The sequence below is a fragment of the Bacillus marasmi genome, assembly GCF_902168435.1.
GTDB lineage: Bacteria > Bacillota > Bacilli > Bacillales > Cytobacillaceae > Bacillus_BU > Bacillus_BU marasmi.
This window is the reverse complement of sequence record NZ_LR656165.1, coordinates 89572-110722: the sequence shown is the minus strand read 5'-3', so window position 1 is coordinate 110722 and position 21151 is coordinate 89572. Positions and strand designations below refer to the sequence as shown.

Annotated in this window: 23 protein-coding genes; 21 read left to right on the top strand and 2 right to left on the bottom strand. The window is 38.7% G+C overall.

Translation table 11 applies throughout. The features are described 5' to 3' along the window. Nucleotides 1-250 precede the first annotated feature (250 nt). The 16 genes from FXW34_RS02765 (at nucleotide 251) to sigK (ending at nucleotide 16205) form a co-directional block, all read left to right on the top strand. Entirely contained in the window at nucleotides 251-1339 is a 1089-nt protein-coding gene (locus FXW34_RS02765) for an AI-2E family transporter (protein WP_147532449.1), read from the top strand. Between the two features lie 361 nt (nucleotides 1340-1700). Continuing rightward, entirely contained in the window at nucleotides 1701-4337 is a 2637-nt protein-coding gene (alaS, locus tag FXW34_RS02760) for an alanine--tRNA ligase (protein WP_147532448.1), read from the top strand. Nucleotides 4338-4421: 84 nt separating this feature from the next. Continuing rightward, on the top strand, nucleotides 4422-4688 hold the full coding sequence (locus FXW34_RS02755) for an IreB family regulatory phosphoprotein (RefSeq protein WP_147532447.1): 267 nt from the start codon (nucleotides 4422-4424) through the stop codon (nucleotides 4686-4688). Between the two features lie 3 nt (nucleotides 4689-4691). Continuing rightward, a complete protein-coding gene (gene ruvX, locus FXW34_RS02750; RefSeq protein WP_147532446.1) occupies nucleotides 4692-5105 on the top strand; it encodes a Holliday junction resolvase RuvX in 414 nt (137 codons plus the stop codon). A 16-nt stretch (nucleotides 5106-5121) separates the two neighbouring features. Next, entirely contained in the window at nucleotides 5122-5409 is a 288-nt protein-coding gene (locus FXW34_RS02745; RefSeq protein ID WP_147532445.1) for a DUF1292 domain-containing protein, read from the top strand. A 294-nt stretch (nucleotides 5410-5703) separates the two neighbouring features. Continuing rightward, the gene (gene mltG, locus FXW34_RS02740; protein WP_147532444.1) at nucleotides 5704-6831 is read left to right on the top strand and encodes an endolytic transglycosylase MltG; all 1128 of its coding nucleotides are present in this window, start codon (nucleotides 5704-5706) and stop codon (nucleotides 6829-6831) included. Nucleotides 6832-7072: 241 nt separating this feature from the next. Further along, entirely contained in the window at nucleotides 7073-7723 is a 651-nt protein-coding gene (locus tag FXW34_RS02735) for an O-methyltransferase (RefSeq protein ID WP_147532443.1), read from the top strand. Then, entirely contained in the window at nucleotides 7720-8649 is a 930-nt protein-coding gene (locus tag FXW34_RS02730; protein WP_147532442.1) for a peptidase U32 family protein, read from the top strand. Before FXW34_RS02735 ends, FXW34_RS02730 begins: the two co-directional genes overlap by 4 nt. Before the next feature lie 64 nt (nucleotides 8650-8713). Next, the gene (locus FXW34_RS02725; RefSeq protein WP_147532441.1) at nucleotides 8714-9985 is read left to right on the top strand and encodes a peptidase U32 family protein; all 1272 of its coding nucleotides are present in this window, start codon (nucleotides 8714-8716) and stop codon (nucleotides 9983-9985) included. 5 nt (nucleotides 9986-9990) lie between these two features. Continuing rightward, nucleotides 9991-10626: a uridine kinase gene (gene udk / locus FXW34_RS02720; RefSeq protein ID WP_147532440.1), complete on the top strand. Its 636-nt coding sequence runs from the start codon at nucleotides 9991-9993 to the stop codon at nucleotides 10624-10626. Between the two features lie 140 nt (nucleotides 10627-10766). Further along, nucleotides 10767-11243, top strand: coding sequence for a transcription elongation factor GreA (gene greA / locus FXW34_RS02715; RefSeq protein ID WP_147532439.1), 477 nt, complete (start codon nucleotides 10767-10769; stop codon nucleotides 11241-11243). Between the two features lie 57 nt (nucleotides 11244-11300). Beyond that, nucleotides 11301-13067, top strand: a complete 1767-nt coding sequence (locus tag FXW34_RS02710; protein WP_147532727.1) for a peptidoglycan D,D-transpeptidase FtsI family protein — start codon at nucleotides 11301-11303, stop codon at nucleotides 13065-13067. 70 nt (nucleotides 13068-13137) lie between these two features. Beyond that, on the top strand, nucleotides 13138-13797 hold the full coding sequence (locus FXW34_RS02705; RefSeq protein ID WP_246140832.1) for a YrrS family protein: 660 nt from the start codon (nucleotides 13138-13140) through the stop codon (nucleotides 13795-13797). A 120-nt stretch (nucleotides 13798-13917) separates the two neighbouring features. After that, nucleotides 13918-14619, top strand: a complete 702-nt coding sequence (gene mtnN, locus FXW34_RS02700; protein WP_147532438.1) for a 5'-methylthioadenosine/S-adenosylhomocysteine nucleosidase — start codon at nucleotides 13918-13920, stop codon at nucleotides 14617-14619. A 423-nt stretch (nucleotides 14620-15042) separates the two neighbouring features. Continuing rightward, entirely contained in the window at nucleotides 15043-15183 is a 141-nt protein-coding gene (locus tag FXW34_RS02695) for a YrzI family small protein (RefSeq protein WP_147532437.1), read from the top strand. A 299-nt stretch (nucleotides 15184-15482) separates the two neighbouring features. Further along, nucleotides 15483-16205 carry an RNA polymerase sporulation sigma factor SigK gene (sigK, locus tag FXW34_RS02690; RefSeq protein ID WP_147532436.1) on the top strand — a complete coding sequence of 241 codons (723 nt, stop codon included), beginning with the start codon at nucleotides 15483-15485 and terminating at the stop codon, nucleotides 16203-16205. A gap of 217 nt (nucleotides 16206-16422) precedes the next feature. Here the strand turns inward: sigK and pssA are convergent, their stop codons facing one another. Continuing rightward, complete coding sequence (gene pssA / locus FXW34_RS02685) at nucleotides 16423-16962, bottom strand: CDP-diacylglycerol--serine O-phosphatidyltransferase (protein ID WP_147532435.1); 540 nt, start codon at nucleotides 16960-16962, stop codon at nucleotides 16423-16425. Nucleotides 16963-17077: 115 nt separating this feature from the next. Between pssA and FXW34_RS02680 the strand changes: the two genes are divergently transcribed. Beyond that, on the top strand, nucleotides 17078-17875 hold the full coding sequence (locus FXW34_RS02680; RefSeq protein WP_147532434.1) for a phosphatidylserine decarboxylase: 798 nt from the start codon (nucleotides 17078-17080) through the stop codon (nucleotides 17873-17875). 18 nt (nucleotides 17876-17893) lie between these two features. Here the strand turns inward: FXW34_RS02680 and sda are convergent, their stop codons facing one another. Next, entirely contained in the window at nucleotides 17894-18043 is a 150-nt protein-coding gene (gene sda / locus FXW34_RS02675; RefSeq protein WP_425457388.1) for a sporulation histidine kinase inhibitor Sda, read from the bottom strand. Nucleotides 18044-18359: 316 nt separating this feature from the next. On the opposite strand from sda, the gene FXW34_RS02670 reads away from it, so the two are divergent. The 4 genes from FXW34_RS02670 to yhbY are packed head-to-tail and all read left to right on the top strand — an operon-like array spanning nucleotide 18360 to nucleotide 21142. Then, complete coding sequence (locus FXW34_RS02670; protein WP_147532432.1) at nucleotides 18360-18875, top strand: YqeG family HAD IIIA-type phosphatase; 516 nt, start codon at nucleotides 18360-18362, stop codon at nucleotides 18873-18875. A gap of 3 nt (nucleotides 18876-18878) precedes the next feature. Beyond that, nucleotides 18879-19985: a ribosome biogenesis GTPase YqeH gene (gene yqeH, locus FXW34_RS02665; protein WP_147532431.1), complete on the top strand. Its 1107-nt coding sequence runs from the start codon at nucleotides 18879-18881 to the stop codon at nucleotides 19983-19985. Nucleotides 19986-20018: 33 nt separating this feature from the next. Then, entirely contained in the window at nucleotides 20019-20858 is an 840-nt protein-coding gene (gene aroE, locus FXW34_RS02660) for a shikimate dehydrogenase (RefSeq protein WP_147532430.1), read from the top strand. Further along, on the top strand, nucleotides 20852-21142 hold the full coding sequence (gene yhbY, locus FXW34_RS02655) for a ribosome assembly RNA-binding protein YhbY (protein ID WP_147532429.1): 291 nt from the start codon (nucleotides 20852-20854) through the stop codon (nucleotides 21140-21142). Before aroE ends, yhbY begins: the two co-directional genes overlap by 7 nt. The last annotated feature ends 9 nt before the right edge of the window (nucleotides 21143-21151 follow it).

Sequence of the window (21151 nt, the reverse complement as noted above, 5' to 3'; positions counted from 1 at the left end):
GAAGCCATAAGTGCCCTCAATTTCGGTTTCACCGAAAATTAGGATACTAAGGGAAGCCATAAGTGCCCTCAATTTCAGATTCATCAAAAATTAGGGTACTAAGGGAGGCGATAAGTACCCTAATTTTCAACTGTACCAAAAATCAGGGCACTTAAATAAACAAGAAACAACTATTCTCACTATAACCAAGAAAAAAATCGAAGCATAAATTCCCCTTAACACTAGAAACTATTATGGAGGAGGGGTGAGCATGGAGATTCAGATGAAATGGTTTTATCGAATCGGCTTCTTATTGCTTTTATTTGGTATGATATTTATTTTTCTAAAACTGCAGCAATTATGGTTGCCTGTTCTAAGAATAATGATTACCGTATTCATCCCATTTATCATCGCTGCATTTATCAGCTATTTGCTCCATCCAACGATAGAAAGGTTACATGGAGCCGGTTTACACCGCGGCTTGGCTGTTATCATCATCTATTTAATATTTTTTGGGGGTATCGGATATGGATTATACAAAGGTATCCCAGCCATTATCCACCAATTAAAGGATCTATCAGAAAATATCCCCGTACTAGCAGACCAGTACCGGGACATGGTCGATGAAATACAGAAAAAAACGAATCAATGGCCAGAAGGCGCCCGAGAAAGAATAGACGATGGTATCCTTGCTGTTGAGGAAAAGCTGAATCAATTTTTGGAAAAGGTCTTAACCGGATTTGTTGAGTTGATAAATTCAATTGTCGTATTTGCCATTATCCCTTTCATCGCTTTTTATATGCTTAAAGATTATCATCTTATGAAAAAGGCATTATGGTACATAACGCCACGAAAATGGCGAAAACAAGGGGTCTTGTTTTTACGGGATGTTGATGCCACCCTCGGAAATTACATTCGTGGTCAACTCTTAGTCTGCCTTGTGGTGGGTGCGATATCAGCTGTTCTGTTTTGGGTAACAGATATGCGCTATCCGTTATTGCTAGGGTTTATTATTGGAGTAACGAATGTAATCCCATATTTTGGACCGATTATTGGCGCGATTCCAGCTGTCATCATTGGTGCAACTGTATCTGTAAAAATGGTGATTGTTTCGCTGATTATTATCTTCGTTTTGCAATTTCTCGAAGGGAATATTTTATCACCGTTTATAGTCGGAAAAAGCTTACATATGCATCCAATTTTAATCATGTTTGCACTTTTGGTTGGTGGGGAGATCGGTGGGATTTTGGGGTTGATCATTGCAGTCCCAATCCTGTCGATCATCAAGGTGGCCATCATCCATGGCAAGGAGCATATCATGAAATATCGGGAAAATATCAGCACATTACCCAAACATTGACAAACTATTTCCCGATTTTATATAATTCGGCTATATGCATATTTAACATGTTGAAGGAACAAGTATGTTATAGACCATCTTAAGGTAAAGTCTGGAAGCGAAAGTTCGCATTTCAAGATGAACATTTACCTGCCAGAGAGGAATTTCCCAGGCTGAAAGAAATTCTAGGATGAAGAATAACAGAACGCTAGTCCGGAGTGCAGCTAACCCCTGCCGTTTACCGCGTTAAGGTGATTTGAGAGGTGGACGTGCTAGTTTTGTCCATAATCAGGGTGGTACCGCGAGAAGCATAGCTCTCGTCCCTGTTTTTAGGGATGAGGGCTTTTTGTATTGTTTTTTAGAAAATAAGGAGGGTTTTTTGGTGAAAAAGAATTTAACAGGCTCAGATATTCGCCGGCTTTATTTAGAATTTTTTAAAGAAAAAGGACATGCAGTGGAGCCAAGCGCCCCGCTTGTACCGCATGATGATCCGTCACTACTATGGATTAACAGCGGTGTTGCAACATTAAAAAAATATTTTGATGGTCGTGTCGTTCCTGAAAATCCAAGAATCACTAATGCGCAAAAATCAATCCGCACAAACGATATCGAAAATGTAGGAAAAACAGCTAGACACCACACATTCTTCGAAATGCTAGGGAACTTCTCTATCGGCGAATACTTCAAGGAAGAAGCGATCGAGTGGGCTTGGGAATTCTTAACAAGTGAAAAATGGATTGGCTGGGATCCGGAACGCTTATCAGTTACCATCCATCCTGAAGATACAGAAGCATATGAATATTGGCATAAGAAAATTGGTATTCCTGAAGAAAGAATCATCCGTTTAGAAGGGAACTTCTGGGATATCGGTGAAGGCCCAAGTGGACCGAATACAGAAATTTTCTATGACCGAGGTCCAGAATATGGCGACGACCCGACAGATCCTGAACTATATCCTGGCGGTGAAAATGAACGTTATCTAGAGGTTTGGAACCTTGTGTTCTCACAATTCAACCATAACCCTGATGGAACATACACACCACTTCCAAAGAAAAACATTGATACTGGGATGGGACTTGAGCGGATGGCCTCCGTTGTTCAAGATGTTCCTACGAACTTCGATACAGACTTATTTATGCCGATTATCAATGCAACAGAAGAAATTTCTGGTGTGAAATACCGTGAAAATAAAGAACTTGACGTTGCCTTTAAAGTAATCGCTGACCATATTCGTACAGTAGCGTTTGCGATTGGTGATGGTGCCCTACCTTCAAACGAAGGCCGTGGATATGTATTACGTCGTCTACTTCGTCGAGCCGTTCGCTATGCAAAGCATATCAATATCGAGCGTCCGTTTATGTATGAATTAGTTCCAGTTGTCGGCGAAATTATGCACGATTTTTATCCAGAGGTCAAAGAAAAAACAGACTTTATTCAAAAAGTAATTAAAAACGAAGAAGAGCGATTCCATGAAACCTTACATGATGGCCTAGCGATTCTATCAAGTGTGATTAAAAAGCAAAAAGACCAAAATAGCGATACCATTCCTGGTGAAGATATTTTCCGATTATATGACACTTATGGCTTCCCGGTTGAATTAACAGAAGAATACGCCGAAGAAGAAGGCATGAAGGTTGACCATAATGGCTTTGAAAAGGAAATGGAGTTACAACGTGAGCGCGCACGTGCCGCAAGACAAGATGTTGATTCCATGCATGTTCAAGGTGGCGTACTTGGCGATATTAAAGTACAGAGCGACTTTATTGGTTACAATCAATTAGAAACAAATGCAACAGTATTAGTGATTTTAAAAGATGGACAAATTGTGACTGAAGCAAATGCAGGCGATGAAATTCAGTTCATTTTAGATGAGACGCCTTTCTATGCCGAAAGCGGTGGTCAAATTGCTGACAAAGGTATGCTTGAAGCAGCAGGAGTAAAAGTAGCTGTTAAAGACGTTCAAAAAGCTCCAAACGGACAGAATCTTCAACAAGCTGTTGTTGTTGAGGGGACGCTGACAACTAATCAACAAGTTACAGCATCCGTAGACCAAGATAATCGGGCTCACATCATTAAAAACCATACAGCAACTCATTTACTTCATCAGGCATTAAAGGATGTGCTTGGCGAGCATGTTAATCAGGCGGGTTCTCTTGTTGAAGCAGAGCGATTACGTTTTGACTTCTCTCATTTCGGTCAAATACATCCGGAAGAATTAGAAAGAATTGAAACAATCGTCAATGAAAAAATTTGGCGCAGCTTGCAAGTTAACATCGATTTAAAACCAATCGCTGAAGCGAAAGAAATGGGAGCGATGGCGTTATTCGGCGAAAAATACGGCGATATCGTTCGTGTTGTTCAAGTTGGTGATTACAGCTTAGAGCTTTGCGGAGGATGTCACGTGCCAAATTCGTCTGTGATTGGATTATTTAAAATTGTTTCAGAATCAGGTATCGGGGCTGGAACTCGTCGTATTGAAGCAGTCACTGGCGAAGCAGCTTACCAATTATTGAATGATCAATTGAGCATTTTAAAGGATGCAGCTACAAAGTTGAAAACAAATCCGAAAGATGTCGCTAATCGTGTTGAAGCACTTCTCGGTGAAATCAAGCAATTACAACGTGAAAATGAATCTTTAGCTGCAAAATTGGGCAATATTGAAGCTGGAAGCATTATTTCTAAAGCGAAGGAAATTGATGGTGTGAAGGTGCTTTCTGCAAAGGTTCAAGCAACAGATATGAACAATTTGCGAAACATGGCTGACGATTTAAAACAGAAAATCGGTTCTGGAATTATCCTACTTGGCAGCGTAAACGAAGGAAAAGTCAATCTGATTGCCGGAGTCACAAATGATTTAATTGAAAAGGGCTTCCATGCAGGAAAGCTTATTAAAGAAGTGGCTACTCGCTGCGGAGGTGGCGGCGGAGGTCGTCCTGATATGGCTCAAGCGGGTGGTAAAGACCCTAGCAAATTGGACGCTGCGCTAATCTTTGTTGACGAATGGGTGAAATCCGTTTGATTCGTAAACAAAGTAGTGTAAAATGTAGATAACCATTTCATATCAACGGTTTATTGCTCCACTGAAAAAAGCGAGGTGCAAAAGATGAGCTCATTTGATAAAACAATGAGATTTAACTTTCCTGAAGAGCCAATTGAGCATAATGTCACGGAAGTTCTTAATCAGGTTTATGCAGCACTACAGGAAAAAGGATATAACCCTATTAATCAAATTGTTGGTTATTTGTTATCGGGTGATCCTGCCTATGTTCCACGTCATCGTGATGCTCGCAATATTATCCGCAAATTAGAACGTGATGAAATTATTGAAGAATTGGTTAAATCTTACTTAAAACATCATCATGAGGGGTAGTTTATGCGGGTAATGGGTTTGGATGTCGGTACAAAGACAGTTGGTGTGGCAATAAGTGATGAATTAGGCTGGACCGCACAAGGACTGACAACCTTAAAGATTAACGAGGATGAACAAGAGTTTGGATTTGAGGAAATTGAAAAGCTGATTAAAGAACACCTAGTCGATAAAATAGTCGTTGGATTGCCTAAGAACATGAACGGAAGTATTGGTCCACGGGGCGAGGCATGTCAGTTTTACGCAAGTGAATTGGAGCGACTATATGGAGTTCCCACCGTCCTATGGGATGAAAGGCTTACGACAATGGCAGCAGAGCGAGTTCTTCTTGAAGCTGATGTCAGTCGAAAGAAACGGAAAAAAGTCATTGATAAAATGGCCGCAACGCTCATACTACAAGGCTACTTAGATAGCAAATAATAAAGAGGTGCTAATAATGGATCACGGAGAAAACAACATTACAGTAGTAGACGAAAACGGTAACGAACAGTTATGTGAGGTTTTGTTTACATTTGATTCAGAAGAATTTGGGAAGTCTTATGTGCTATATTATCCAGTTGGTGCGGATGAAGGCGATGAAGAGGATATCGAAATCCATGCTTCTGCATTCACTCCTAACGTAAATGGAGAAGATGGCGATTTAATGCCAATCGAAACAGACGAAGAATGGGATTTAATCGAAGAAATGCTTAATACTTTCCTAGAAGAGCAAGATGAAGAATAATTTTTTATAGAAAAGCTGCCCGAGACTCAGGTCCCGGGCATTTTTTTGTGTTTGAGTACTTGGATAGTGTGGGTGACAAATAATTAGTACCCAATAAAGGTCATTAAGCACTTGGTTTATGTAAAAAACGAAAACAAAATCGATGATGAGTCCTTATTTTCGAACATGAAAATAGAAAAATATGGATGAAACCAAAAAAAATGTAGTATTTTGCTACAAAAAATGAAAATATAGTATAATGGGTCGAGATATATAAAAGAAAAAGTTAGCCTTATGTGAGTGGAGGGAAGGTTTTTGTCAGACAGGAAGCAAGATAAAAATGTTTTTCAACAAAGCTTGATTGAGCGCCAAAGCGAAGCAAAGGTAGTCCGTAAAATTGTACTGATTGCAGCTATTATTATTTTCTTATTAATTGGTGCCGTATTTGGTGGAGGTTATTTCTATATTAAATCAGCATTGAAACCGGTGGATCCTAGCAATAAAAAAGAAGTGGCAGTTGAAATCCCGATTGGATCATCCGTATCTGGAATTGGTCAAATATTACAAGAAAATGGCATTATTAAGAATGCCAAAGTATTTAAATACTATGTGAAATTTAAAAATGAAGCAGATTTTATGGCTGGTGAATATCAGTTAGCACCATCTATGACTCTTCCAGAAATTTTGAGTAAGCTCAAAACTGGAAAAGTGTTAGAAGAAGTAGTCTTTAAAATAACCATTCCCGAAGGCAAGCAATTGCGACAAATTGCTGAGATTATCGCTGAAAAAACGAATAGAGAGCATGATGAGGTTTTTAATACGTTAAACGATTCGGAATTTGTAAAATCGATGATGGAAAAATACCCTGATCTGTTAACAAATGAAATCCTAAGTGACCAAGTCATGTATCCGTTAGAGGGTTATTTATTTCCAGCCACCTATCCATTCTATGAAGAAGCACCTTCGTTAGAAAAAATTGTAACTGAAATGCTGAACAAAACGAGAGACGTTGTTCGTGAATACGAAGGCCAAATGAGTGAAAAGGAGATGTCGCCTCATAAGCTATTAACGATGGCTTCTTTAATTGAAGAAGAAGCAACTGAGAAAGCTGATCGACATACAATCGCAAGTGTCTTTTACAATCGTATAAATATTGATATGCCTTTGCAAACGGACCCAACCGTTTTGTATGCAAAAGGCAAACATAAGGACCGAGTTTTGTACGAAGATTTAGAGGTAGATTCCCCATATAACACATACAAAAATACGGGACTTCCACCTGGCCCAATCGCTTGTGCAGGGACTATGTCGATTGAGGCTGCATTGAATCCAGAGGAAACGGATTTCCTATATTTCCTTGCAACAGCGGAAGGGAATGTAATTTTTACCAAATCGCTTGATGAACATAATCGAGAGAAGGCCAAGCATATTACTGGTAAATAACTTAAATTAGCATTCTAAATTTTTTTGTGATAAAATTATTCGAGTGTTTTATCCACCATTGCAATAGCGTCCACCACGGAAAGGAGTTTTTATTGAAACAGTACAACTGTTTCATATCTCTTATCTGTGAACGCTATTTTTTCTTGTTAAAAAGTTAAATTTAGTACAGTCTAGCTACAGCGGCTAGGGGCTCGGGGTCACAATGCAAGCCGCTACCGCTTTTCAAAGGGGTGAACGTGGCTTGGATAATCAAAAGCTGCAATTATATATAGAGGAGTTAATTCCTAAACGTACAGAATTGCTGACTGAAATAGAGCAGTATGCACAGGAAAATGAGATACCGATTATGGAAATAGTCGGGATTGAGGCATTGCTACAGCTCCTTAGAATCCAAAATCCTCAAACCATTTTAGAGGTTGGGACAGCTATCGGTTATTCTTCACTAAGAATGGCGTATGCACTGCCTGATGCAAAAATCATTACCATTGAAAGAGATGAGTCTCGGCTTCAAAAAGCAGTAGAGTACATCGGCAAGGCTGCAAAACAGGAGCAAATTATCATCATTAATGGGGATGCGCTTGAGGTAGAGGAGCAAATAAAACCACATGGGCCTTTCGATGTGATTTTTATTGATGCCGCAAAAGGGCAGTATCAGCGCTTTTTCGACCTATATTCGCAGTACTTAGCGGATGGTGGTTTAATTATTACTGATAATGTCTTGTTTAAAGGATTGGTTGCTGAGGCAATGATTGATAGTAGAAGCTTGCGAGCGTTAGTTAGAAAAATTCGTAACTATAACAGCTGGCTAATGGAACACCCCGATTATCATACTGTAATTATTCCCGTTGGAGACGGGATTGCGATTAGTAAAAAAAGAGGTGAACAAGGATGAGCAAACCGGAATTATTAGTGACGCCCACTTCACTAGACGATATTGCACCACTATCTGAAGCTGGTGCAGATGCTTTTATGCTTGGTGAACAGCGTTATGGTCTGCGATTAGCAGGAGAATTTAACCGTGATATGGTGAAACAAGCGATTGAAATAGCTCATCAGCATGGGAAAAAGGTATATGTTGCGATGAATGCTATTTTCCACAATGAAAAGATTGATGAGTTAGCAGAGTACATTGCATTTTTAAGCTCTGTAGGGGCTGATGCCATTGTGTATGGCGATCCAGCTGTGCTAATGGTTGCTCGTGAAACAGCACCGAATATGAAGTTACATTGGAATACCGAAACATTAGCAACAAACTGGTATCACTGCAACTATTGGGGGCGTAAGGGAGCAAAACGAGCGGTTTTAGCCCGAGAAATTAGTATGGACGCAGTGATTGAAACAAAGGAAAATGCTGAAGTGGAAATTGAAGTGCAAGTGCACGGAATGACTTGCATGTTCCAATCAAAACGGAGCTTGCTTGGTCATTATTTTGAATATCAAGGCAAGCAGGTGGAAGTACAAAAAAGCAAATACGAAAGAAATAAGTTCTTGCATGATAAAGAACGCGGCAACAAATATCCAATTTTTGAAGATGAAAATGGCACCCATATTATGAGTCCAAACGATGTTTGTATGATTGATGAACTTCAAGATATGATTGAAGCTGGCGTAGATTCATTCAAAATCGAAGGCATCTTGAAAAATCAGGAATATTTGATTGCGGTAACGCAGCTTTATCGGAAAGCTATTGATGTTTGTGTTGAAGACCCTGATGCATATGAGGATTTAAAAACGGATCTATTGGAGGACATACGTGAAGTTCAGCCAGTTGACCGTTCACTCGACACAGGTTTCTTCTTCAAGGAAACCGTTTATTAATTATACCTAACAACGAAAGTTGATTGGAGCGGAAATCAACCACCATTAAAGGAGGCAAAAAAGGATGACTGCAGATATAAAAAGCAAAATATCCGAAATCATTGATGGCAAACGTGTCATCGTAAAAAAACCGGAACTCCTTGCGCCTGCCGGTAATCTAGAAAAGCTAAAGATTGCTGTACAATATGGAGCAGATGCAGTATTTATCGGTGGACAGGAATACGGGCTGCGTTCAAATGCAGATAATTTCACTTTTGCGGAAATGAGAGAAGGCGTCGAATTCGCCAAACAATATGGTGCAAAAATTTATGTAACGACTAATATTTTTGCCCACAATGAAAATATTGATGGATTAGAGGATTATATTCTTGGTCTTAAAAATGCAGGAATTCATGGAATTATCGTAGCGGATCCTCTTATTATTGAAACGTGTCGCAGACTTGCACCTGAGATCGAAGTCCATTTAAGTACACAACAATCTCTCTCGAATTGGAAAGCAATCCAATTTTGGAAAGAGGAAGGACTTGAGCGGGTCGTATTAGCTCGTGAAACGAGTGCTGAGGAGATTAAAGAAATGAAGGAGAAGGTTGATATCGAAATTGAAACCTTCATTCATGGGGCAATGTGTATTGCCTACTCAGGCCGTTGCACCTTGAGTAATCATATGACAGCTCGGGATTCCAATCGAGGCGGCTGCTGCCAGTCCTGTCGTTGGGATTATGACCTCTATGAGAAGGATGGAGAGACGGAAACCGCGTTATTTGCTGAAAATGATGAGCCGTTCGCGATGAGCCCAAAGGACCTTAATCTCATTCAGTCAATTCCAAAAATGATTGAACTAGGAATTGATAGCCTGAAAATCGAAGGGCGGATGAAATCAATCCATTATATTGCAACTGTAGTGAGTGTTTATCGTAAGGTGATAGATACGTATTGTGCCGACCCTGATCATTTTGAAATTAAACAGGAATGGCTAGATGAGTTGGATAAATGCGCGAACCGTGATACCGCATCAGCATTTTTTGAAGGGGTACCAGGGTATAAAGAGCAAATGTTTGGAAATCATAGCAAAAAGACGACATACGAATTTGCTGGATTGGTATTAGACTATAATCCTGAGACACAAATGGTGACTCTCCAACAACGGAACCATTTTAGACCAGGAGACGAAGTAGAATTTTTTGGTCCGGAAATTGAAAACTTTACTTATGTGATTGATAAGATTTGGGATGAAGACGGAAATGAGCTTGATGCAGCGCGTCATCCACTCCAGATAGTAAAATTTAAAATGGACCGACCAGTTTTCCCTAACAACATGATGCGAAAGGAGAACTAAACCTTATGGTTCCCAAACCTGTTGTTATAGGTGTCGCCGGTGGCTCAGGATCTGGTAAGACAAGTGTAACAAAGTCAATTTGCCGTCATTTCACCGGTCATTCCATCTTAATGCTTGAACAGGATTACTATTACAAAGATCAAAGCCATGTACCGTTTGAACAGCGTTTAAAAACAAATTATGATCATCCATTGGCATTTGATAATGATTTATTAATTCAACATATTAAAAGCTTGTTAAATTATCAATCGATTGATAAGCCGGTCTATGATTATTCCATCCATACCCGCTCTGATGAAGTCATCAAGGTGGAACCAAAGGATGTTATTATTTTAGAAGGAATTTTAGTACTTGAAGATGAACGTCTTCGTGATTTAATGGATATTAAATTATTTGTTGATACAGATGCTGATTTGAGAATTATTCGTAGACTTAAGAGGGATATTAAGGATAGAGGTCGAACGATGGAATCCGTTATTGATCAATATGTGAACGTTGTGCGACCTATGCATAACCAATTTATTGAACCAACGAAGCGATATGCGGATATTATTATTCCAGAGGGCGGTCACAACCACGTAGCCATTGATTTGATGGTCACAAAAATACAAACAATTCTTGAACAAAAATCATTTTTATGAAACAATAGCATAGATAATAAAAAAGTATAAAATTAGGCGCGCCCTATCTCAGGACGCGCTCCTATGTATTTATTGATCCTACATATTATTTATCCACAATTTCAATGGGGGATTGTGACGACTAGAAGGAGTGAATGTCTTTGGCTACAGAAAAAGTATTCCCGATGACACAGGCAGGGAAAGAAAAGTTAGAACAAGAATTAGAACAGTTAAAAACCGTGAAACGAAAAGAAGTTGTTGAACGGATTAAAATTGCTAGAAGCTTTGGTGACCTTTCTGAAAACTCAGAGTACGATTCTGCAAAAGAAGAGCAAGCATTTGTTGAAGGTCGGATTACGACTCTTGAAAACATGATTCGTAATGCAAAAATCATTGCTGAAGATGAAATGCGCAGCGATGAAGTTGCTTTAGGTCGATCTGTAACATTTATTGAGCTTCCTGATGGCGATGAAGAAACCTATACGATTGTAGGTAGTGCAGAAGCAGATCCATTTGAAGGTAAAATTTCAAACGATTCACCAATTGCCCGAAGCTTAATGGGCAAAAAAGTTGGCGATGAAGTTTCTGTTCAAACTCCTGGTGGAGAAATGAACGTAAGAATTACTTCAATTAAATAGCAATAATAGTTTGAAAACTGTGCACCTCGTCAAAACTTATGACGAGGTGTTTTTATGCTGAAAAGGAAACGAATTTTAGTATGGGCCATTATTAGCTTTATTTGTGTCCTACTGTTAATGGGAAGACTAGTGCAAATTCAATTGATAGATACAAAGAGCTTTTCGAAGCATCAAGTTAATATTTTGGAAGCAAGCGTAAAGCAACGATCCCAAGAGGTAGTATTGGATAGTGGTAGAGGTAATTTTCTAGACCGCAATGGTAAACCTCTTATTTATGATAGGCAGCAGGTGCTCATTCTGTTTCCTTTTTTAAAAAAAATGAACTGGGATCCAGGTAAGGTTGCTGATATCATTCGCGCAGATAAGCAGGACTTAATGAAACAAATCCAAACTGCAAACAAACCCTTTGCGTACGGTGAACCCAATCCGCTCCGATTGACTAGCTCGCAAATGGAAAAAATCAATGCGTTAAAAATTCCTGGAGTATTTGCCGTTGAGCGGAAATACTTGCTTGAGAAGACTCCTGCAGAGCAGTTGATTGGAATTGTAAAGGAAAATAATCAAGAGCTTCTAAAGCGTTATCCAAACAAGGAATATCCCAGCAATACCTTAATTGGAATTTCCGGGCTTGAAAAAAGCTTTGATGAGTTTTTAATTGCTGAAGGAGAGTCCAAGCTTGTATATCATGTTGATGGTGATGGTGCACCGTTATTTGGTGTTGATGTGAGATACGTTGATTCGGCAAATCCTTATTATCCAGTCAACATTAAAACAACAATTGATAAAAAAATGCAAATGACAGCTGAAAGTCTTGTTGATACTCACGGAATAAAAAAAGGTGGATTAGTTTTGCTCGATGCAAAAACTAACCAAGTGTTAGCGATGGTTTCTCGTCCAAGCATTAATCATAAAGATCCTTATGCTGGGAATGGGATTGAGAATCTCATGATTAAGCAGCAAATTATGGGTTCGGTTTTTAAGACAGTCATCGCCGCTGCGGCTATCGATTATAATTTGAATGCACCGACTCGAACCTTCAATTGTAGTCGAAAAATTAATGGAGACCCAGATTTAAAGTATAATCATGGGATGCTTACATTTAACGATAGCTTTGCTCGCAGCTGCAATGCAACTTTTGGGCAAATTGCTAATGAACTGAAGGATATCGATCCAAACATTATTGAGGAATATGCAGCTAAGCTAGGAATTGTCGGACAGGTTGGCTGGAGGGGCTCGGTATTTCATCTGGATGAATTTGCGCAATTACCCGATGAAGAGAAGGGACGCGTCTTTCTTAGTGAAAGCGCCAAAAAGGATCAAAACTTTGTTGCGATGACTGGAATAGGTCAACACGAGGTCAGGGCAACACCGCTTGCTGTTGCTAATATGATGGCAACGATTGCTAGAGGCGGAAAAAGGGAAATGGTCCGCGTAACTTCAAAAATCGAATATCAAAATGGGACGACGATGTTTGATTTTAACGAAAGTGGAGCAAAGGAAGAAACGATTGCCCCATACACCGCGATGAAATTACAGGAGCTACTGCGTGAGGTTGTTACAAATGACCACGGTACAGGGCGTTGGTTTAAAGATCTTCCTTATGCAGTTGCTGGAAAATCGGGTACAGCAGAAACTGGGAAATTCGAGAATGAGAAGCAGCTACATAACAAATGGTTTGCTGGCTATTTCCCCTATGAGAATCCAAAATATGTGTTAGTTGCTGTAAATTTAGACGTGCCTGACGATCAAGGTGGAGTCAATCAACTCTTCGCAGATATGGTGTCAGAGCTATATGAGATAGATCAACTCAAAAATGCCCAATAATAAACTCCTTCAAGTTTTAATAATGTCGTGTTAAAATATTAAGCGAACTTGTCAAAGGAGGCTTTATCTTTTGAAAAGCAATTTTAATCAATCACGAGAAGGTATGCGTTCTGAAGTGCGTTCAAAACGAAGAAGAACAAATATGATTTTGAATGGCTTAATTGCCCTTGTGCTACTGTTAATCGTGATCGTATCAGTCTCTATTTTTTCAAATGATGATGAAACTGAAACGCAAAAGGACCAAGCTATTGAGGAGAAACGAAACGATAGCCCAGCGGAAAAAACGACAAAAGAGGTAAAACAAGAAACCTCAAAACAAAGTAAGTCAACTCAATCTGATTCTAAAACTAAAGACAAAGATACCAAGAAAGACAAAAAGCAGGAGAGTGACACCGAGGTGATTACTGAAGGTGGCGGCGACAATGTTCAAAGGATGATTGTGAATCCTGCATGGGAACCAGTGGGTACAACGCAATCTGGGCCAAATTCTTCTGAATCAGTGGACTGGGATGAACGAGTGAAGGCGCTCGCTTCGGCAATTGGTGCTGATGAAAGCACAATGACGGTGTGGTATTTAAGTCGAGATGGCGGTCCGGATAAATCTATCGGAACCGTGACAGAAAAAGGAAATCCTCAAGCTTACCGTGTATATCTTGAATGGCAAGATGAAGGTGGTTGGAAGCCAGTAAAGGTTGAGGAATTAATAGAAAATGACAAAGTTCAACAATAATTAACTTAAATCAGGGCTGCTTCTATTTCAGAAGTAGTCCTTTTTGTTTTATACTACATAAGTACGTTAAAATATGGATAAGGCTAACAAAGATACAAACAATTGAAAAGAGGTTGAAGAATGAAGGTTGCTATCATCGGAGCAATGGAAGAAGAAGTAAGCTTACTTAGAAAAAATATTGAAAATCAGCAGGTTGAAATAATTGCAGGTTGCGAATTTACGACTGGAAATATGGATGGAGTGGAGGTAATACTGCTCCGTTCAGGAATCGGAAAAGTGAATGCTGCTATGTCGACAACCATTTTACTGCAAAAATTTGCACCTGATTATATTATTAATACTGGTTCAGCAGGTGGCTTTGATCCAAGTTTAAACGTTGGCGATGTGGTCATTTCCTCTGAAGCCCGTCACCATGATGTTGATGTGACAGTATTTGGTTATGAATATGGACAAGTTCCTAAATTACCACCTGCCTTCACAGCAACAGAAAAGCTTGTTTTAATCGCAGAACAAAGCGCAAAAGAAATAGAAGGCATTCAGGTTGTAACAGGTGTTATCGCTACAGGAGATACGTTTATGAACGATCCAGAACGAGTAGAGCATGTCCGTTCAAAATTTACGAACCTCCAAGCGGTTGAAATGGAAGCTGCTGCAATCGCACAAGTTGCCCACCAGTTTGATGTACCATTTGTGATTATCCGTTCCTTGTCAGACATTGCCGGAAAAGAATCCAATGTCTCGTTTGAACAATATTTAGATAAGGCAGCAGTCAATTCCGCAACATTAGTTATGAAAATTGTAGCGGGATTGAAAAACAGCTAATGAAAGACTAAGGGTTCCAGTATTGGAGCCCTTTTTGATTGAGGAAAGGAACTGAAATATTTGAGATATGTAATTTGTCGGAATATTACTAACGAATTATGTTTACATTAGCCAATGTTCTGACTATAATAACCAGTGTAAGCGAAAATTACCAATATCATTAAGGAGGTCGAATAAAATGACAGTAAACACTTTAACTACAAACAACCAAAACTTAATCATCCAGTTACACACATTCGACCAACAGGTATGGTGCGCTTAATTTTTTACCTTATAAAGCATATCCTAGCCGCAAGGGGAATGGTGTCTCCTGCGGTATTTTTGTGCCCAATTTGAACTAACAGCCGCAGGAATAGGTCTCTCTTGCGGTTTTTTGTGTTGTTCGGGTATGGAAAAAAATAACAGTAAAGGAGGTGATTAGAAATGACTTTAAATATTCTATTTTTAACAATTACTATTAATAAACGAAAGCGATCGAAGGAAGAAGTAAATCATCAGCAATTCGTTGAACACATTTATGAACAAAATAAAGACCGACAATTTTCAATGTATCGTTATTTCTAATTTTTAGTTAAAAATAAAAAGAAGGGTGGTTATATATATGATGATGCTCGGTAAAAACTCAAAAAAACGCTTGTGGGTGGAGAAAGATACCGCATAGTGAAGTTTCAAAAAGAAAGCATTAGCCCCAGCGGTTAATGCTTTTTTGTGTGTCAGTCTAAATGTTGCTTTCATCTCCAATCAACATCGTCAAGATCAATCCTTTTTTGTTTATAAAAATAATAACGGACAGACACATACTAGCCTCTTTTTACATAGGAATTAGGTATAGGCGATGGCCTAATTTTGCGGGGGGTGAATATATGTCTGGAATCTTAACAGCACTCGGTTATTTAGTAAAGGAAATTATCTTTCTTGTCTCATATGTAAAAAATAATGCATTTCCTCAGCCCTTGTCTGCAGCAGATGAACGAAAATATTTACAACTCATGGCAAATGGAGATCAGCATGCCCGGAATATGCTGATTGAGCATAATTTGAGGCTAGTTGCTCATATTGTGAAAAAATTTGAAAATACTGGTGAAGATGCCGAAGATTTGATTTCAATTGGAACAATCGGATTAATAAAAGCAATTGAGAGTTATTCAGAAGGAAAAGGAACGAAGTTGGCTACTTATGCTGCTCGGTGTATAGAAAATGAAATTCTGATGCATTTAAGAGCTTTAAAGAAGACAAAAAAGGATGTTTCATTACATGACCCGATTGGACAGGATAAAGAAGGAAACGAAATCAGCTTAATCGATGTACTGAAAAGTGAGTCAGAGGATGTTATTGATACAATTCAATTAAATATGGAGCTCGAAAAAGTAAAAAAATATATCGATGTATTAGATGAAAGGGAAAAGGAGGTCATTATCGGGAGATTTGGTTTAGATCTTCAAAAAGAAAAAACTCAACGAGAAATCGCTAAAGAGCTCGGAATTTCAAGGAGCTATGTTTCACGGATTGAGAAGCGGGCGCTAATGAAAATGTTTCATGAATTTTATCGAGCTGAAAAGGAAAAACGTAAAAATGGAAATGGTTAATGTCCCGCATAATTACGGACAACTTAAAATGCATCGAATAATAAACCAACAAACAACAAAAAATATTCACAAAAAAAACAGCACTGTTGATCGTGCTGTTTTTTGTTGGTTATAAAATTATAAATTTTAACGCTGTGGATAAGTTTCACAACGTTATACACGTCCAGCTCCAGCGCCTCATCAAGGCGCTTGCGCTTTTGTTCTGAGTTCAACTCGATTATATTTTCTTTAGCTTAAAAGGGCTGACCATTAGTAACGATAACAGAATCATAATAAAGATAAAGCTTTGAGGTGGTGTGTGTGGAATCGCCAAAAAGCTTAGTGTAGCAAGGCAGCCAGCGGCAGTAATAGGTAATCCGGTAAAGTATCCATTGCTTTCTGTAATATTGAAGCGGGCTAAGCGAAATGCACCACAACCAATGAAGAATACAGTGAAGAAAATACCTGGGGCACCAAATTCAAATAAAATTCCTTGATATAATAATAGTGCAGGGGCGACTCCAAATGATATAATATCACTCATGGAATCGAGTTGCTTGCCAAGCTCTGATTCAATATGAAATTTCCTTGCGGCCATCCCGTCAAAGCGGTCAGCCAATGCTGCAACAAAAATTAGTAGGAGACTGAGTCTTAAATTGCCATTTAATCCAACAATGATTGCATATCCACCTAGGCCTAAATTTGTTAGTGTTAAGACGTTTGCTGTTTGACTCTTTAGCTTCTTAATGGTTTGATCAAATACTTCTAGTAAAAACAATTATCCTCACTCCTTAGGACGGAAAGGGCTTACTGAACTTATATAATAATATTTAATTTTAAAGGTTTTATGCATGTGAGTAAAGATTATTTCACACATATTTGGAGGTTAGGGCATGATTAGTGCTTTATACAGAATCTTAATTGAATTAACAAATGGACGACTGACTTCAGCGATACTAAAACGATTTGCTACCTCACAACTGAGTCGTTTTATTATACCTTCTTTCGCAAAGGTCTATAATCTTAATTTGAAGGAAATGGAAAAAAATCTCAATGAATTTTCTACATTACATGATTTATTTACAAGAAGATTAAAGCGAAATGCGCGATCTCATGACCCGGCTACAAACATTGTGAGCAGTCCCGTTGATGGTGTGTTGGAGGATTTTGGGATAATCAATAAATCAAATGAAATCACCGTGAAAGGGAAAAGTTACTCTATTGGTGAAATGCTTGGGAGTGATGAGGTCCTCGCAAAATACCTAGAGGGAACCTACATGATTATTTATTTAAGTCCAAGCAATTATCATCGTATCCATAGTCCGATTGGCGGAGAAATTACCGAACAATGGACGCTTGGTAGGAAATCCTATCCCGTGAACAAGCACGGATTAAAATATGGACGTCGGCCGCTTTCGAAAAACTATCGAAGGATTTCAGAAATCAAGCATGACTTTGGCCATATGGCAGTCGTAAAAGTTGGAGCGATGTTTGTCAATTCCATTGAAATCGTTCATGAAGGATCCAAGATTGCCAAAGGCGAGGAATTAGCGTATTTTACATTTGGCTCAACAGTTGTGTTATTGTTTGAAAAAAATAGCTTTACCTTAAATCCAGACTTAAAGCCGCCAAGTTCTGTTGTCGTCGGCCAAAAACTAGGTGAATTAGTTAAAAGGGATGAAAAAAAATAAGCCGTCTGGCTTAATGAATTAGGAAGAGACTTTTATTGTATGAAATAAGGATCTTCGTTTTAATTCCTTTTCAATTAAGCAAATAAAATCAGGGTTTAGTTTCAGCTCTTTTGCTTTGTGATATGATTCTAATAGCAGTTTATCGGATAGCTTTCTCAACCGTTTCACCTCCAGATAAAATGTTGGAATTCTTTTTCATTCTCGGACATATCATGGTAAGATGCTTTCTGTAACATTACTCTATCAAATAAAAAATATTAGAACAACCGTTCTAATATCCACAATATTCAGTGGATAACCTGTGATTAATTTGTTTATAAATGGAAAAAACATAGAGTTAAAAGACTGGATAATGTGAATAAAGTTATCCACAGGTAAGGCAAAAAGGAGAAACTGTCGAAAACTTTTAAAATAAGATAACATAAAGGGATTCATTTCGATTAATTTCTACATAAGAACGAATTAGGAATATGAGGTGTAACAATTGATTAAAAAATTCTTACCAGACCAACATGTTAAAAGCGTATTTGAAATTTCTCCAGAGAAGTTAAAATCTCGGGGGATAAAGGCAATTATTACTGATCTGGACAATACACTTGTGGAATGGGATCGTCCGAATGCAACGCCAAAGTTGATCAAATGGTTTGATGACATGAAGAAAAATAATATTATGATCACGATTGTTTCAAATAATAATGAAGAACGAGTTAAGGCGTTTTCTGAGCCACATGGAATTCCATTTATTTTTCAAGCTAGAAAGCCGATGGGACGAGCATTTCGTAAGGCGCTAGCTCAGATGGGCGTGAAAAAAGAAGAGGTTGTCGTGATTGGTGACCAGCTATTGACGGATGTATTTGGTGGAAATCGAAGTGGTATTCATACGATTCTAGTAGTGCCTGTAGCAAAAACGGACGGGTTTATCACAAAATTTAACCGGCAAGTTGAAAGAATTTTATTAAATTGGTTCAGAAAAAAGGGAATGATTCAATGGGAGGATTAAAGTGTGAGTGAAGAACAATTTGTGTGTATTGGTTGCGGTGTGAAAATCCAAACAGACCAACCAGGAGATTTAGGATATGCTCCCCAATCAGCATTGGAAAAGGAAAATATTATTTGTCAGCGCTGTTTTCGCCTGAAAAATTATAATGAGGTTCAGGATGTTCAATTGACCGATGATGATTTTTTAAAAATCTTAAATGGTCTTGGTCAGAAGGATGCATTAATTGTAAAAATTGTTGATATTTTTGATTTTAACGGAAGCTGGTTACCTGGGTTACACCGCTTTGTTGGGAAAAATAAAATTCTCTTGGTCGGAAATAAGGTTGATTTATTACCAAAATCAGTTAAGCCAAATAAATTAATACATTGGATGAAGCAGGAAGCAAGAGAGCTTGGCTTAAAGGCTGAGGATGTCCTCTTAGTCAGTGCGTCAAAAGGACAATTTATCCGCGAAGCAGTTGCGGCAATTGAGGAATATCGTAATGGCAAGGATGTCTATATTGTCGGTTGTACGAATGTTGGTAAATCAACGTTTATTAATCGCGTGATTAAAGAGTTTTCTGGGGAGAAGGACGTGATTACCACTTCTCATTTCCCAGGTACAACTCTTGATATTATCGAAATTCCATTATCAGATGGTAAGGCGTTGATAGATACACCAGGAATTATCAATCATCATCAAATGGCTCATTTCGTAGATAAACGAGATTTGAAGTATATTACACCGAAAAAGGAAATAAAACCTAAGATTTATCAGCTTAATGAAGGCCAAACCTTGTATTTTGGTGGTTTAGCAAGATTTGATTATATAAGTGGTGGTCGTCATTCGTTTACATGCTATTTATCGAATGAATTGTCTATACACCGTACAAAACTTGAAAATGCAGATGAACTTTATCGTAATCATGTAGGTGAGTTGTTGACACCACCGCGTCCGGAACAGCTTGGAGAATTTCCAGAGCTTGTTCGCCATGAGTTTACGATTAAGGAAGCTAAAACAGATGTCGTTTTTTCAGGACTTGGTTGGGTAACTATTAACGAACCAGGTGTGAAAATCGCAGCCCATGTTCCAAAAGGCGTTCAAGTGATGATCCGAAAGTCATTAATATAGATAAAGCATTGTTTTTAAAAAGGGGAGAGGAAAGTGAAGAAGTTATTCGGTGTAATTGGCGACCCCATCGCTCATTCGATGTCACCGTTAATGCATAACGATTTGTTCCAATTGTATCAATTAGACGCTCATTATTTTCCCTTTCATGTTAAAAAGGAAAATCTAGCAGATGCCATTAAAGGCTTAAAAGTATTGGGCGTAAGTGGCTTTAACGTCACGGTTCCACATAAGGTTGACATCATTCCGTTATTGGATGAAATCGATCCATTAGCCAAGGCAATTGGGGCAGTAAATACCGTTGTGAATGTTGATGGTAAACTAATTGGATATAATACAGATGGGAATGGCTATGTACGCGCATTAACTAACTATGTTCATCATATCGAGGACAAACGGATGTTGATGATTGGCGCAGGTGGCGCAGCACGAGGTCTGTTCTTTTCCCTGGCAAGTGCCGGTGTGAAAAGATTAGATGTAGCAAACAGAACGGTTGAAAAAGCAGATGCGCTGATTGAAGAGTGTCCATATGAGGTTAAGGCAAATTCGTTGTCGCTCAAGGATGCGGAACTTGCCCTTGCTGAGTACGATTGTGTTATTCAAACTACTTCGATCGGAATGGCTCCAAAAACAGACGAGCTACCAATAAACCTAGAACGTTTGAAAGCTGGAGCATTTGTTAGTGATATTATTTATAACCCGCTTGAGACTCGGCTATTAACCGAAGCTAAAGAGCGCAAAGCAAGCATTCAAAACGGTCTCGATATGTTTGTATATCAAGGGGCACTAGCCTTTGAACTGTGGACAGGGATATTCCCTGATACGGAGAGAATGAGAAAGACTGTTGAAATGCAATTAGGAGGAAAAACATGTTAACTGGAAAGCAAAAAAGATTTTTACGTTCAAAAGCGCATCATCTCGACCCAATCTTTCAAGTTGGTAAGGGCGGAGTCAATGACAATATGATCAAGACAATCGCTGAAGCCTTGGAAGTAAGAGAATTAATGAAAATCAGTATACTTCAAAACTGTGAGGACGATAAGGATGTAGTAGCAGAGCAGTTAGCCAAAGGTTGCCGAGCTGAGCTAGTTCAAGTGATCGGGAAAACAGTCGTGTTGTATAAGGAGTCAAGAGAAAATAAACAAATCGAGTTGCCATAACAATGAAGG